Source organism: Xanthomonas arboricola (assembly GCF_002940665.1).
GTDB classification, from domain to species: domain Bacteria; phylum Pseudomonadota; class Gammaproteobacteria; order Xanthomonadales; family Xanthomonadaceae; genus Xanthomonas; species Xanthomonas arboricola_B.
In genome coordinates this window covers 1,111,065-1,124,937 of the sequence record NZ_MIGY01000002.1, presented here as the reverse complement: position 1 = coordinate 1,124,937, position 13,873 = coordinate 1,111,065, and the positions used below count along the sequence as shown (strand labels likewise).

13 protein-coding genes are annotated in these 13,873 nt (G+C 66.9%); 6 read left to right on the top strand and 7 right to left on the bottom strand.

Annotated elements, in window-relative coordinates:
* Positions 1-41 precede the first annotated feature (41 nt).
* The 6 genes from XarjCFBP7645_RS11975 to xanC form a co-directional block, all read right to left on the bottom strand.
* Positions 42-689, bottom strand: coding sequence for a LolA-related protein (locus XarjCFBP7645_RS11975; RefSeq protein ID WP_104537637.1), 648 nt, complete (start codon positions 687-689; stop codon positions 42-44).
* Positions 613-1,587, bottom strand: coding sequence for an acyltransferase (locus XarjCFBP7645_RS11970; RefSeq protein WP_104537636.1), 975 nt, complete (start codon positions 1,585-1,587; stop codon positions 613-615). Before XarjCFBP7645_RS11970 ends, XarjCFBP7645_RS11975 begins: the two co-directional genes overlap by 77 nt.
* Positions 1,584-1,811, bottom strand: coding sequence for a hypothetical protein (locus XarjCFBP7645_RS11965; RefSeq protein ID WP_258079554.1), 228 nt, complete (start codon positions 1,809-1,811; stop codon positions 1,584-1,586). Before XarjCFBP7645_RS11965 ends, XarjCFBP7645_RS11970 begins: the two co-directional genes overlap by 4 nt.
* Positions 1,812-1,882: 71 nt before the next feature.
* Positions 1,883-2,632 carry a lysophospholipid acyltransferase family protein gene (locus tag XarjCFBP7645_RS11960; RefSeq protein ID WP_104537634.1) on the bottom strand — a complete coding sequence of 250 codons (750 nt, stop codon included), beginning with the start codon at positions 2,630-2,632 and terminating at the stop codon, positions 1,883-1,885.
* Between the two features lie 53 nt (positions 2,633-2,685).
* Entirely contained in the window at positions 2,686-3,369 is a 684-nt protein-coding gene (locus XarjCFBP7645_RS11955) for a ketosynthase (RefSeq protein WP_181126334.1), read from the bottom strand.
* Positions 3,370-3,406: 37 nt separating this feature from the next.
* Positions 3,407-3,676, bottom strand: a complete 270-nt coding sequence (gene xanC / locus XarjCFBP7645_RS11950; protein WP_011260626.1) for a xanthomonadin biosynthesis acyl carrier protein XanC — start codon at positions 3,674-3,676, stop codon at positions 3,407-3,409.
* A gap of 292 nt (positions 3,677-3,968) precedes the next feature.
* Here xanC and XarjCFBP7645_RS11945 point away from each other — a divergent pair, with 292 nt between their 5' ends.
* Together XarjCFBP7645_RS11945 and XarjCFBP7645_RS11940 are read left to right on the top strand one after the other, a co-directional pair.
* A complete protein-coding gene (locus tag XarjCFBP7645_RS11945) occupies positions 3,969-5,351 on the top strand; it encodes an NAD(P)/FAD-dependent oxidoreductase (RefSeq protein WP_104537632.1) in 1,383 nt (460 codons plus the stop codon).
* Entirely contained in the window at positions 5,348-6,355 is a 1,008-nt protein-coding gene (locus XarjCFBP7645_RS11940) for a pteridine-dependent deoxygenase (RefSeq protein WP_181126300.1), read from the top strand. Before XarjCFBP7645_RS11945 ends, XarjCFBP7645_RS11940 begins: the two co-directional genes overlap by 4 nt.
* A 71-nt stretch (positions 6,356-6,426) precedes the next feature.
* Here XarjCFBP7645_RS11940 and XarjCFBP7645_RS11935 read toward each other — a convergent pair whose 3' ends face one another.
* Entirely contained in the window at positions 6,427-7,770 is a 1,344-nt protein-coding gene (locus tag XarjCFBP7645_RS11935) for an AMP-binding protein (RefSeq protein ID WP_181126299.1), read from the bottom strand.
* Positions 7,771-8,382: 612 nt separating this feature from the next.
* Here XarjCFBP7645_RS11935 and XarjCFBP7645_RS11930 point away from each other — a divergent pair.
* The 4 genes from XarjCFBP7645_RS11930 to hemF all read left to right on the top strand — a co-directional run bounded on the left by XarjCFBP7645_RS11930 (position 8,383) and on the right by hemF (position 13,539).
* A complete protein-coding gene (locus XarjCFBP7645_RS11930) occupies positions 8,383-10,743 on the top strand; it encodes a S9 family peptidase (protein ID WP_104537630.1) in 2,361 nt (786 codons plus the stop codon).
* Between the two features lie 309 nt (positions 10,744-11,052).
* Positions 11,053-11,769, top strand: a complete 717-nt coding sequence (locus tag XarjCFBP7645_RS11925) for a hypothetical protein (RefSeq protein ID WP_104537629.1) — start codon at positions 11,053-11,055, stop codon at positions 11,767-11,769.
* Entirely contained in the window at positions 11,766-12,344 is a 579-nt protein-coding gene (locus XarjCFBP7645_RS11920; protein WP_104537628.1) for a hypothetical protein, read from the top strand. The genes XarjCFBP7645_RS11925 and XarjCFBP7645_RS11920 overlap by 4 nt, the downstream gene beginning before the upstream one ends.
* Positions 12,345-12,639: 295 nt before the next feature.
* Positions 12,640-13,539 carry an oxygen-dependent coproporphyrinogen oxidase gene (gene hemF / locus XarjCFBP7645_RS11915; RefSeq protein WP_104537627.1) on the top strand — a complete coding sequence of 300 codons (900 nt, stop codon included), beginning with the start codon at positions 12,640-12,642 and terminating at the stop codon, positions 13,537-13,539.
* Positions 13,540-13,873: the final 334 nt, after the last annotated feature.

Genomic DNA, 13,873 nt, shown 5'->3' with positions numbered 1-13,873 from the left:
GGGTTGTGCAAGCGCCTTGCCTGCGCCGAAGGCGCGCTGCGTCACGCGCCCGACCCGTGGCACAGCGTGGTCAGGGCCGCCGCATCGGTCACGCGTGCGGCCTCGCGCGCTGCAGCGGCCAGCAGCGTGCGTTGCACCTCGCCCTTGGCCGGCACGCTTTCGATGCAGCGCAACTCATCAGTGCGTCCGTACAGTCGCAACTCGCGCACCTGCTTGGCCACGGCAGCGTCCTTGGGCTGCAGCGTCAGTTGCCAGGCCTGCGGCTGGCCCTGCCCGCTGATGCGGTAGTGCTGCTCCAGCAGCGCGCGGTCGCCGGCCAGCAACGCGCCGAAGCCGGACTTCAAGCCGACCAGCTCCGGCACCCGGCTCAGCGAAAAACGCCGCGGCGATTTGCCTTCGCGCTCCAGTACGCCTTCGTCACCCTGCAACGTGGTGGTCTCGCGATACGGCGTGCTGACCTCGCGCACCAGGGTCTGCGCATCCGGGCGACGGTAATGGCCCTGCACGCGCAGCGGCGTCTTCAGCAGGGCCGAGCCACGCAGTTCGACGAACTCGGTGCTGACCGGTGCGGGGCGCGCCAGGCGCTGCAGCACCTGGCCGACGTCCAGCGTCTCAGGCGGTGCGGCGCATAGCGGTGCGGCGCTGAACAGCAGTATCAGCATCCACGGCAGGGTGCGGCACATCGGCATGGTGGGTGTTCCAGAAATCGTAGAAGTTGAACCAGTTATACGGCGCGTAGCGTGTGTAATGTTCCAGCCTGGCCGCGTAATCGCGCATGAGCACCGCCAGCACCGGCGCGCGCTGGCGACGCGGCACGTCCAGGCCTTCGCTGAAGGTCTCGAACGCCAGCTCGTAATGATTGCCGCCGCGATACAGGCCGAACGCCAGCACCACCGGCACCTTCAGCGCTGCGGCGATCAGCCACGGCGAGGTCGGGAACATCGCGTTGCGACCGAGGAACGTCGCCGGCAACGCCGGGTCGCCCTCGCGCGGGCGATCGATCAGCAGCGCCACCAGCGCACCGGCGTCGGTGGCGTCCTTGATCGCCATGACGATCGAGGTCGCGTCCATGCCGGCGTCGATGATGTTGGCGGCCAGCTGGGGATTCAGCGCGCCCAGCAGTTCGGTCATGGCGCGGTTGTGCGCCTTGTCCAGCACCACCTTGACCTGTACGTCCGGCCGTTCGGTGGCCAGCACCCGCAGCGCATCGAAACTGCCCAGGTGCGAGCCGAAGATCAGCACGCCACGGCCGCGATCCATCTGCGTATGCAGCTGATCCAGCCCGGTGATGTCGACCCGGAAGCGCTGCATCTGCCCGCACAGCATGTACACGCGGTCCAGAATCGTCGAGGCGAAGGTGTGGATATGCCGCGCCACATCGCGCAGCGTGGCCGGGCGATCCAGCACGCGCGTCAGATAGGCTCGCGAGGCGCTGCGCTCGGGCCCACGCACCAGCAGGAAGTACAGCGTGATCGGGTACAGCAGCGCGCGTCCCACCGCGCGCCCGGCATGCTGGGCGATGCCGCGGATCAGCCACAGCGCGAAACGTCCACCGCCTTCCGGGCGTTGCTTCCACTGACTGCTCATCGCGCCGCCTCCGCCACCACTTCGCCGCTGACCAGCAGCTCGTCGGCGCGCTGCACGCGAAAGCGCCAACGCGGGCCCACGCCGTCCAGCGTGACCGATGCCGTCTGCCCGGGCAGCAACGGCTGCACGAACTTCACCTGCGGCAGGCGTGCCGCGGCACGTGGGCCATACGCAGCTTCCAGCGCCTGCAGCACATGGTCGAGCACGACCACGCCAGGCACCACGGGGCGTCCCGGAAAGTGCCCGGGCAGGCAGGGATGATCATGCGGCACGACGAAATCCATAAGCGGGTAACTCAGATCCTGGGTTGAAGCATCGCAGCCACGGCGTTGTGTGCCTGCTCGGTCAATTGCTGGCGGTCCGGCGCGTCCGGCCCGGTCACCCGAATCGGCGCGCCGATGCGTACACGGATGATGCCCGGGCGCACCCTGAACACACCCTCCACCGGCAGCACCTTGCCGCAGCCATCCACCGCCACCGGCACCACCTGTACGCCAGCATCGATAGCGGCCTGCAACAGCCCGGCCTTGAACGGCAATAATGCGCCGCTGCGGCTGCGGGTGCCTTCGGGAAACAGACACAGCTGCTTGCCCTCGCGCAGCAGGGCGGCGGCCTGCCGGCGCACCATCGCCCCGGCACGCCGGCTGTCGCGGTCCAGGAACAGCATGCCGGTGGCGCGCGCATACCAGTTCACGAACGGTACCTTGAGCATTTCGTCCTTGAGCAGGAACCGCAGCGGCACCGGCAAGGCGTAGAACAACGCGCAGATATCGATGACCGACTGGTGGTTGCTGACGAACAGATAGTTCCTGGACCAGTCCACGCGCTCGCGGCCTTCCACGATCACCTTGGCACCGGCGCCGCGAAACAGCACCGGCGACCACATCCAGGCGCCCATGCGCAGCAGGCGGTCGGCATCGCGCGTGATCGCCAGCAACGCCAGGGCATAGACGATTCCGCCAGCGGTAAACGTCAGCGTGAAGGCCAGCTGCAACAGATTGAACACGGCCCACGCCAGGCGCGACGGCATCCTTGCCAACGGCATTTTTGTATTGTCCCCGAAAATGTGCACGTACGTCGCTGCCCCTGGCCACGCACTCAGCGCAGCAGATCGCGCCAGAATTCCGGCCCGAGCCGCGCCATCTGGCGCAAGAAGTCTGGCAGATTACGATAGGGGCGCTGTGGAAACCAGCGGCCGCGCAATAGATATTCGCCTATAAAGAACCCGCCAACCACCCCGTACGCCAGCAGATTGGCGAACAACGACGCGCGCGCGTCGCTGATCGGCAGCGGCGAGACGTAGCCCAGTTGCGCCAGCACGCCACTGGGTTCGGCGCACAGGCCCAGCACCAGGTTGACCAGGGTCAGCGCGCACAGCAGCAGCGCCCAGGCCAGGGTGAGACGACGCGTATAGCGGTATTGCTCCGCAGTGATCGGCATGCCGGCCTGGCGATACAGCCCTTCGACAATGCGGCTGATCAGCGGCGTGCGCCCACGGCGCAGGCTGCGGCCGAAGAACCAGGCGACCCAGCCGGTGAACACCACCGGCGGCGCGGCCAGCACCAGCATCGCGTACGGCGAGTGCCACAACGCGCTCAGGCCCAGCAAGGTCAGCACGCCCAGCGTCCAGGCCCAGGCCCGGCGCGCGGCCATCGGTTCGATCAGCACCATCAGCACCAGCAAGGCGCCGGCGATGACGGCCAGTTCCGGGCGATGGCTGGCGTTGGCCCAATGCGCCAGCGGCGAATACGCCACCGCCAGCAACACGCCCAGCCCCAGCACCCACGGGGGCGCATCGCCGGACGCGGCGGTCGCAACCTCAGACGGTCTTGTTGGCTTCGACATGCGCCGACAATGCGCGCAGCGACGCGAAGATGCGACGGTTCTCGTCATTGTCCGAGCGCAGCTGGAAGCCATAGCGCTTGCTGATCGCCAGCGCCAGTTCCAGCGCGTCGATCGAATCCAGTCCCAGCCCGGTGTTGAACAACGGCGCCTCCGGGTCGATGTCGGCGGGCTGGACGTCTTCCAGGTTCAGACTTTCGACCAGGAGTTCGGCCAGTTCACGTTCGGCAGCGGTTTGCGAGGACATCCAGAGAGCTTCCAGGTGAGGGTCGGGCGACAGATTCGCAGCGAAATTTCAGGGCAACCACCACAGCGGCGCAGCCAACCGTCAGGTTGGCGTGGGCGATGCTGCGGAACCACGGACAGTGTACGTTGCCGTGCGGGCCGATTCCGAGCACTCGCCACGCCGGCCTTGCGGCCGCATCGGCGAGGGTGTCGATCGGTCTGCAACAGCGATCCGGCGGCCGGCATACCGGTCCGGGCCGCCGGTCAGGCTATCATGACTGCATGACGCTCGCCCGCTGCAGGTTCGCTCCAGGATGACTTCCACCGCTGTTGGCCCTACCCCGACCGCCAAGCCGGCAGCCGGGTCGGCTCCCGGACCCGAGTGCCCGGATGTGCTGATCATCGGCGGCGGGCCGGCGGGCTGCGCGGCCGCCATCGTGCTGGCCCAGCAGGGCTGGCAGGTGACCTTGCTGGAGAAAGCGCAGCACCCGCGCTTCCATATCGGCGAGTCGCTGCTGCCGATGAACATGCCGATTCTCGAACGCCTGGGCGTGTTGGAAGACGTGCGCAGCATCGGCGTGCTCAAGCGCGGCGCGGACTTTCCCAACGACAGCGGCGGCTACAACACCTTCCGTTTTTCGCATGCGCTGGATGCCAAGGCCGATTTCGCCTTCCAGGTGCCGCGTGCGCAGTTCGACCAGGTGCTGTTCGAGCGCGCGCGGGCGGTGGGCGTGGATGCGCGCGATCAGGTCATGGTCGAAGCGGTGCAGTTCGATGGGCAGCAGCCGGTGCTGCAGGCACGAGGCGTGGCGGGTGTGCAGCAGTTCCGTCCGCGCTATCTGCTCGATGCCAGCGGCCGCGACACCTTCCTGGGCACCCGCTTCAAGCTCAAACGCGCCAATGCCAGGCATCAATCGGCCGCGCTGTTCAGCCACTTCCGCGGCGTGACGCGCCGACCGGGCGAAGATGCCGGCAACATCAGCATCTACCGCCACGCGCACGGCTGGATGTGGCTGATCCCGTTGCCGGACGACATCATGAGCGTGGGCGCGGTCTGCTACCCGGAGTACATGAAGACCCGCAAAGGCGACAGCGAGGCCTTCTTCATGCGCACGCTCGCGCTCAACGCCGAGCTCAACGCGCGCATGCTCGGCGCCGAACGCGTGGCACCGGTGCATGCCACCGGCAACTACGCCTACGAATGCACACGCATGTCCGGGCCACGTTGGCTGATGCTCGGCGATGCCTACACTTTCGTCGACCCGATGTTTTCGTCGGGCGTGTTCCTGGCCATGCACAGCGCCGAGCGCGGTGCGGCCATGGTGGACCAGGCCCTGCGCATGCCGCAGCACGAGGCAAAACTGCAGCGCGCCTTGCAGCGCGAGCTCAAGCGCGGCGTGGACGAGTTCAAGTGGTTCATCTACCGCTTCACCTCGCCGACCATGCGCGCCCTGTTCGCGCAACCGCAGAACACCTGGCAGATCGAACAGGCGGTGGTGGCGATGCTGGCCGGCGATGTGTTCGACAGCCCCAAGGTGCGCCTGCGCCTGCGCGCATTCCGCGCCATCTATGCACTGACCACCTTGTCGATGATGCCGCGCGCCTGGCAGTCCTGGCGCCAACGCCGGCGTCAGGCCACGCTCGGCTTTGACGGCGACACCTTACAACGCGACACGCAACAACGAGACACGCGATGACCGCTTCCCAGGCCCAGACCACGCACACCGTGCGCCATCCCCGCCTGCAGGTCGACTATGTCGATCAGACCGACCCGTCTGCCCTGCTGGCCGATCCGCAGGTGCTGGCCGTGTTCGGCTTCGGCACTGCGGCGCCGCGCCTGGACGACCCGCGCTACCTGCGCGTGCCGCTGCAACCGTATCAAGCCGACGTGCTGGAGGTGTGGCGCAGCGATGCAGCGGTGCACAGTGGCCGCGATGGCAACATCGCCTGGGCCAGCGACGGCCGCCTGCAGTTCGGCGTGATCGAAATCGACGAGCAGGATGTCGATATCGAAGCCGCCGCCGCCAGGGCCTATGCGGAGATCACCGCCTTCGTCACCGGCAGCCAGACCCCGCGCCTGCTGCGTATCTGGAACTATCTGGATGCCATCACCCTGGGCAGTGGCGACCGCGAACGCTACCGGCAGTTCTGCGTAGGCCGTGCGCGCGGCCTGGGCGCCTTCGACAATGCGCAGTTGCCGGCCGCCACCGCGGTGGGACGCTGCGATGCCGAGCGCATCATCCAGATCTATTGGCTGGCCGCCAGCGACGCCGGCACCCCGCTGGAAAATCCTCGCCAGGTCAGCGCCTATAACTACCCGCGCCAATACGGCCCGCAGCCGCCGAGTTTCGCGCGCGCCATGCTGCCGCCAGCCGGCAGCGACATGCCGCTGCTGCTGTCAGGCACCGCCGCCGTGGTCGGGCATGCCTCGATGCACACCGGCCAGTTGCTGGCGCAGCTGGAAGAGACCTTCGCCAACTTCGACGCCCTGCTCGGCGCCGCACGCCAGCACGCCCCCACCCTGCCCGCACAGTTCGGCGCCGGCACCCGCCTGAAGGTCTACGTGCGCGAGCAGGACGACCTGCCCAAGGTCGCGCAAGCCCTGAACGCCCGCTTCGGCGATGCGGTGCCGCGTCTGCTGCTGCACGCAGTGATCTGCCGCGACGAGCTGGCGGTGGAGATCGATGGGGTGCATGGGTGAGTGACTGCGGGCGTCGGTTCTGATGCCCGCTGCCGCCACGCAGCAGCAAGGCTCCGTGGCGGGACCTGTACTCAGCCGTTGAGCAAACCCAGCACCACATCGCGTGGCAGCTTGCCGGTTTCGTTGCGCGGCAGGGCGGCGAGTTTGCGCAGGCGCCGCGGCAGGAACACCGGATCGACGCTGACGCGCAGGGCGGCAAGGATCTGCGCTTCGTCCAGGGTCGGGGCGACCACCAGTGCGGCGATGCGGCCGACCGCCTGACCGGGGTCGGGCACGAGTTGCACGATAGTGCCGTCGACGACGCCGGGGATGGCCAGCAGGCGACGGGTCAGATCGGCCAGCGAGGCGCGTTTGCCGGCGATTTCCAGCAGATCGGCCTGCCGGCCGCGGACCTGGAAGCGGCCGTCGGCGGCCACGTCCATCATGTCGGCCAGCAGCACCGGCGTGGCCAGATGCGGTGCGTGCACCAAGGTGCCCGCCGCCTGCGTTTCCAGGCGCACACCGGGCAACGGTGTCCACGCCGCCTCCAGTGCGGTGCGGCGCACGGCGAACACGCAAGTCTCGGTGGAGCCGAACATCTCGCGCACCTCGCCGCCAAATCGCGCCTCGGCGGCAGCGGCCACCTCCTGCGCCAACGGCGCGGTGGCCGAGACGATGCCGACCAGCGGCGGCAGCGCCACGCCGGATTCGACCAGCGCGCGCAGATGCACCGGCGTGGTCACCAGCACGCGCGGGGCAGGAATGTCCGACAGCGCGCGCGCCACATCGTCCGGGAAGAACGGGCGGCCCGCATGCACCGCAAGCTCGGTCACCATCGGCAGCAGGACCGACAATTCCATGCCGTACATGTGCTGCGGCGGCACCGTGGCGACCACGTGCGGCACCGCATCGGTGTGCGCCCACAGGCTCTCCAGCGCGACCAGATCCTGGCGCGTGCTGGTCAGAAAGCTGCCCCAGGTCTTGGGGTTGGGTTGCGGGCTGCCGGTGCTGCCGGAGGTGAAGCCGATGGCCACCAGGGCGTCGTCGGCCAGCTGCGGAATCTGGCCCTCGGCCTGCGGCAACTCGGCCGGCAGCTGCCAGTAACGCGGCGGTGCCAGTTCCAGCGCCAGATCGCCCAGGCAGTATGCATCGGCATGCCGCGCCTGCACTTCGCCGACCACGGCCGGCGCGCGCGAGGACGGCAGCAGCGACACCTGCCCCCGCAACGCGCAGGCATAGAACGCGACCATGAAGCGATAGCGGTCCTCGCACAGATTCACCGCGTGGCGACCGTCCGGCAGCTGCTGGGCCAGGCCATGCACGTGTGCAATGAAGGTGGCCAGATCGACCGGCTGCCCCGCGCGCCAGGCCAGCGGCCGGCCGGGCGCGCCGACGGCCATCGGGTGGGAAACGGCAGGAACAGGCAGGCTGGACATGGGAACCGGCAATCGCAAAAGCGCGCTAGCTTGGCCGCCACCTGCCCTGCTGGCAAGTCGGGAGGTTTCCGGCTACGCGGCGGTGGCCGAACTTCGGAACCTCGGCCAAGGCCGGCGCGAAGCAGATTTCCACGGCTTTGCAGCTGCGTGGTGTGGCGCGCGTGCATCGAGCCGCTACGGTGACATTGGCGAGCTCGCGCGTGGACGCGGTGCGCGGAGTGCGCGGCCATCGCCGCGGAACACACTGCGTTTTCAGGCGCGTTGCCGGCATCGACGGCCAGGTCGCCCAAGCGGGCACTTGCAGCGCATCAGGTCTGACGCGGTCGCTCGGGCCGCAGATGGCAGCGCAGAACGCAATGCGTGGCAGAAGCTGCAGCACCCGTCGCCTGCGATGGAAAATGAAGACTTCGTCCCGCCGCCGCACGGCGCACGCGCCCTTCGGGTCAAGCTGCATACCACGCATGTTGTCGCGTCCGCCACCCGCCGACGCCTCGCCTCTTCGATGACGCACTCGCCCCACCGCGTACATGACCTGTGGCCCAAGCCCCCGGTGGAAGCGAGCTGCTAGGCTTGTCCGCTCCTCGTTGCGTCCAGTTGTCACCGATGCCCAGATTGTTGCCGCTGTCCTTGTTGTTGCTGGCTGTCACCGCGCATGCGCAATCGGCCACACCGCTCACCATCGAACAGGTAATGGCCGATCCGGACTGGATCGGGCCGTCGGTGGATCAGGCCTGGTGGCAGTGGGACGGCAAACAGGTGCAATACCTGCTCAAACGCAACGGTTCCCCGGTGCGCGACACCTATCGCCAGGGCGCTGGCGGCGGCACCGCCGAACGCGTGGCCGACAACGCACGTGCCGGCCTGGATGCGGATAACCCGAGCTACGACGCGGCCCGCCAGCGCATGCTGTTTGCGCGCAATGGCGACATCTTCCTGCGCGATTTGCGCTCTGGCGCGCTGACCCAGCTGACCCGCAGCAACGAGGTCGAATCGCGGCCGCAATTTGCCAGCGATGGCGGCGCGATCTGGCGCGCGGGCAACGACTGGTACCACTGGCGTGCCGACGGCGGCACTGCGCAGGTTGCGGTGGTCAAGGCCGAGCGCGATCCCAACGCTGCGCCCAAGGCTGATGTGTTGCGCGCGCAGCAACTGGCCACGCTGGCCACGCTGCGGCACGACCGTGAGCAGCGCGATGCGTTACGCACGCAGGAAGACATCTGGCGCCGCGCCGATGCCACACGTGCGGCAGCGCCGGTGTACCTGGGCGATGAGGTGGAGATCGTCGACAGCGCGTTGTCGCCGGACGGCCGCCATCTGCTGGTGGTCACCCAGGCCAAGGCTGCCGAAGAGGGCCACGCCGGCAAGATGCCCAAGTACGTGACCGAATCCGGCTACGAGGAATTCCAGGAGGTGCGCACCCGCGTCGGTCGCAATGCGCCGGTGGCGCATGCGCTATGGTTGGTCGATGTCGGTGCCGGCACTGCAAGACCGCTGTCCTTCGACACCCTGCCGGGTATCGCCACCGACCCGCTGGCCGCGCTGCGCAAGGCCGCCAAGCGCGACGCGCTCAAGGGCAACCGCGCCGTCCGTGTGGAAAGCGACGGCGACGGCAGCGGGCCGGCGGTGCACTGGAGCGATGACGGGCGCAATGTGGCGGTGGAGATTCGCGCGGTGGACAACAAGGACCGTTGGATCGCCAGCGTGGACCTGGCCAATGCCACGTTGCAGCCGCGGCATCGCCTGAGCGACAGTGCCTGGATCAACTGGGACTTCAACGACTTCGGCTGGCTGCCCGACAACCGCACGCTGTGGTTGCTGTCGGAAGAATCCGGCTATTCGCAGCTGTACACCGTGGAAGGCAACGGCAAGCCGCGCCGGCGTACCCGCGGCAAGTGGGAAGTGTCGATGCCGGTGCCCAGCGCAGACGGCAGCAGCATGTTCTTCCTGTGCAATCAGAAATGGCCGGGCGATTACGAGGTGTGCAAGCTGGATCTGGGCAGCGACCAGCTCACCGAGGTCACCGCACTGAATGGCGTGGAAGGCTTCAGCCTGTCGCCAAACGGGCAGCAGTTGCTGGTGCGTTACTCAGGCAGCTACCTGCCACCGCAGCTGGCGGTAGTGCCGGCCGCAGGCGGCCAGGCCACGCTGCTGACCGACACCCGCACGCCCGCCTTCAAGGCGCAGCCGTGGATCGCGCCGCAGTATGTGCAGGTACCATCCCGGCATGGCGCCGGCACGGTGTGGGGCAAGTACTACGGGCCGCAGAACCCCGAGCCCGGCAAGCAATATCCGATCGTGATGTTCGTGCATGGCGCGGGCTATCTGCAGAACGTCTCGCAACGCTATACGCCGTACTTCCGCGAGCAGATGTTCCACAACCTGCTGGTGCAGCAGGGCTACATCGTGCTGGATCTGGACTACCGCGCCTCGGAAGGCTACGGACGCGACTGGCGCACCGCGATCTACCGCAACATGGGCCATCCGGAGCTGGAAGACTATCTGGACGGGCTGGAGTGGCTGGCGACGCAGAAGCAGGGTGACCGCGCGCGCGCCGGCATCTACGGCGGCTCGTACGGCGGCTTCATGACCTATATGGCGCTGTTCCGCAGCCCAGGCACCTTCAAGGCAGGCGCGGCATTGCGTCCGGTCGGTGACTGGATGCAGTACAACCACGAGTACACCTCCAACATCCTCAACACGCCCGAACTCGACCCCGACGCGTACAAGACCTCGTCGCCGATCAACTATGCCGACGGACTGCGCGACCATCTGCTGATCGCGCACGGCATGATCGACGACAACGTGTTCTTCAAGGACTCGGTCGACATGACCCAGAAGTTGATGGAGCTCCGCAAGGACAACTGGCAGGTGGCGCCGTATCCGCTGGAACGCCACGGCTTTACGCGTGCCGATTCGTGGCTGGACGAATACAAGCGCATCCTCAAACTGTTCAATGAGCAGGTGAAGCCGTAAGCCATGCCGCTGCGGGCGGGCGATGCGTGATGCATCGCCCGCCCGGTGACATGTCGTGCGGCGGCGGCCGCATCTTGCAGCAAGCACCAGGTCAGCCATGTTGCACGCGTGATGCGCTCCTGCGTTGCGCATCACCACGCCACACCATGCCTGGCACTCACCTGTACGTACGCAACTGGCCCTAAGCTTGGCGCAGGATCGGCAGAATCGCTGGCGCATTGCGCGTCCCCTCTGCCGGCCCGCCGCCCGACCGGAGCGCCGCCGGCACCGCGGCGGTTTCCACTTTGTCGCGCGCAGAAGGTAATCGCGATGGGCCTGTGGGACCGTTTGTTTGGACGCAAGACCCCGGTGGCGAAGACACCCCGAGCCGAACCGACCGCAGCGCCGGTTGCTGCCGCCGATGACACCGATACCGATGTCGGGATCGAGCCGGCACTGCAGCCCGCACTGACCCTGTTCCAGCACGGCGATCAGCTGGGCGCCTACAACGCTGCGCAGGCACAACTGCACCTGGGTGCCGACGCGCAACGCCTGTGCGCGCTGGCGTTGAGCGCGCTGGACCGCTATCGCGAGGCGTACCCGCACTGGCTGGCGCTGTACGAGCTCGAGCCCACCGCGCACAATGCACTGCAGTTGGCGACCACCTCGGTGATGTGCAACGAGATCGATCGTGGCGAGCAGTGGTTGCTGACTTTCGATGACTTGAACGCGCAGGAGCGCTCCACCTCGCCGGCCACCGCACGCACCAGTTTCCTCACCGCGCTGACCCGGGCCGGCCACGGCGCACACACGCTGCCGCATCTGGAGTGGTTGCGCGAGGCCTACGCAGGCATGTCGATCACCGACAGCCACTTCCTCTACATGCGCGGGCTGCCCTTCTTCGAAGCCTTCCTGGAACGCAGCACACCGTTGCTGCGCCAGTGCCTGCCCGCCGACGCGCTGCCGGGTTGGTACGCGCAGCTGCAGCCGGCCTTGGATCCTCCAGGCCAGGCCGCCGTGGCCGCCCATATCGCATCGCTGCAATGAGCGCGCCGACGCCGGGACCTCGCCCGCGCGGCGGCTTCCTCACGCCGTTGGCATGGGTGTCCCTGTTGCTGGGTGTCGTCAGTGCACTGTCGAACCTGCTGCAGATCGTGATGATCGTGCTGATGCCCGACGCGGCAGCGCTGGGCTTGCCCGAAGGAATCACCCTGCCCGCCTCGTTGCAGTGGTTGATCGATCATGCGTTGTCATTGTCCGTCATAGGCATGGTGCTGTCGGTGGTCTTCGCAGGGCTGAGCTGGGCCTTGCTGCAGCGACGCGAGTGGGCACGGGTCGGGTTCGTGGCGGTGTTGCTGGGGACAGGATTGCTCAATGTCGGTGCCCTGGCGTTGATCGGGCCGCTGTTCGAGGGTGTGCAGGCGATGCTGCCTGCCGATGTCGTGCACAGCCCCGAGTGGCCGCAGCTGCAGGCACGCCTGCAGGCGACCCGCCAGGCAGCGTTACTGCTGACAGGCCTGGGCGTGGTGGCAATCGGCTGTCTCCACGCAGCGCTGGCATGGCGGTTGTGCACGCCTGCAGTGCGCGCCGAATTTACTGCCGCGCGCAGGCGCAACGCATGAGGGAATAGAGACTTCGAGCCGTGGCGACGGTTGGACACGGTACGGGCTTGAATCACAAGCTCGGTGAGTCGGGGGCGTGGCGAGGACGCCGCACCGGTTGCCCGCTGTTTTTGTTGAAAACCATGCGCGCCGACCAGCGCGACGGGTCCTTGTCCGCTCACCGTCGCGGGATCTTACGCGGCAAAGCCTGACTGGTCAGGCACCCTATGCCCACACGATGTACCGCCTGGCCCTGCGACAAATGGGCGCGTTTGCCCGACTGCATGAAGTGCGATGCAGCGCTTAGAATCGTGGCATGAACGAATTCGACCGTGTACGGGATTATTTGACCGGCCTGCAGGACCGTATCTGCACTGCCGTGGAAGCCATCGATGGCAGCGCGCGTTTTGCCGAAGACCTGTGGCAGCGCGAGGAGGGCGGCGGGGGACGCACCCGCGTCCTGCGCGATGGGGCGGTGTTCGAGCAGGCCGGCATCGGGTTTTCAGATGTGTCCGGCTCGCGCCTGCCGCCTTCGGCCAGCGCACATCGGCCCGAGCTGGCGGGGGCGACATGGCGCGCCTGCGGCGTGTCGCTGGTGTTCCATCCACACAATCCGCACGTCCCCACCACGCACGCCAATGTGCGCTACTTCCGCGCAGAGCGCGATGGCGAAGTGGTAGCGGCCTGGTTCGGTGGCGGCTTCGATCTGACCCCGTTCTATCCGGTCGACGAGGACGTGCTGCACTGGCACCGCACCGCGCAAGCGCTATGCGCGCCATTCGGCGAGGAGCGCTATGCAGCGCACAAGCGTTGGTGCGACGATTATTTCTTCCTGCGTCACCGCAACGAGACGCGTGGCGTGGGCGGGCTGTTCTTCGACGACCTGGGTCAGGATTTCGAACGCGACTTCGCCTACCAGCGCGCGGTTGGCGATGGCTTCCTGGATGCCTACCTGCCGATCGTCGAGCGCCGCAAGGACACGCCCTATGGCGAACGCGAGCGCGAGTTCCAGCTCTATCGCCGTGGCCGCTATGTGGAGTTCAACTTGGTGTATGACCGCGGCACGCTATTCGGCCTGCAGAGTGGCGGGCGGGCCGAAAGTATCTTGATGAGCCTGCCCCCGCAGGTGCGCTGGGAGTATGGCTTCACCCCGGAACCGGGCAGCGCAGAGGCACGGCTGATGGACTATCTGGTTCCGCGCGACTGGCTGGGTTGAAGCCGTCAATATAGAAAACATAGCATTGATGAGACGCTGTGTTGATTAATTGAATAAATCAAGCCTATTTAAATTTGTGATTGCCAAGGCTAGCAGTGAATGGTGCAATCCGATGAACCGGTTATGTTGCGTAGCAAAATAACTGGAGGCCGAACAATAAAAAGCCCCGCAGACCAGGGGGAGGTCGGCGGGGCCAGGGAACGGAAAACTTGGGGAGTAGTTTCCGCTCCGAGATCTGCTCCAGGGGATGGGAGAGATCTGCCGACAGGCGTTGCGCCCGTCGAGGGATATAACACCATTTTCTACATTGATGGATCGTGAAGATAGCTGTTAA

Bases quoted from the DNA above. Each gene is read 5' to 3' on its own strand.
- XarjCFBP7645_RS11935 (WP_181126299.1), bottom strand. From the start codon at position 7,770: ATGTCCAGCCTGCCTGTTCCTGCCGTTTCCCACCCGATGGCCGTCGGC.
- hemF (WP_104537627.1), top strand. From the start codon at position 12,640: ATGAACGAATTCGACCGTGTACGGGATTATTTGACCGGCCTGCAGGAC.
- XarjCFBP7645_RS11920 (WP_104537628.1), top strand. From the start codon at position 11,766: ATGAGCGCGCCGACGCCGGGACCTCGCCCGCGCGGCGGCTTCCTCACG.
- XarjCFBP7645_RS11940 (WP_181126300.1), top strand. From the start codon at position 5,348: ATGACCGCTTCCCAGGCCCAGACCACGCACACCGTGCGCCATCCCCGC.
- xanC (WP_011260626.1), bottom strand. From the start codon at position 3,676: ATGTCCTCGCAAACCGCTGCCGAACGTGAACTGGCCGAACTCCTGGTC.
- XarjCFBP7645_RS11960 (WP_104537634.1), bottom strand. From the start codon at position 2,632: ATGCCGTTGGCAAGGATGCCGTCGCGCCTGGCGTGGGCCGTGTTCAAT.
- XarjCFBP7645_RS11975 (WP_104537637.1), bottom strand. From the start codon at position 689: ATGCCGATGTGCCGCACCCTGCCGTGGATGCTGATACTGCTGTTCAGC.
- XarjCFBP7645_RS11970 (WP_104537636.1), bottom strand. From the start codon at position 1,587: ATGAGCAGTCAGTGGAAGCAACGCCCGGAAGGCGGTGGACGTTTCGCG.
- XarjCFBP7645_RS11925 (WP_104537629.1), top strand. From the start codon at position 11,053: ATGGGCCTGTGGGACCGTTTGTTTGGACGCAAGACCCCGGTGGCGAAG.
- XarjCFBP7645_RS11945 (WP_104537632.1), top strand. From the start codon at position 3,969: ATGACTTCCACCGCTGTTGGCCCTACCCCGACCGCCAAGCCGGCAGCC.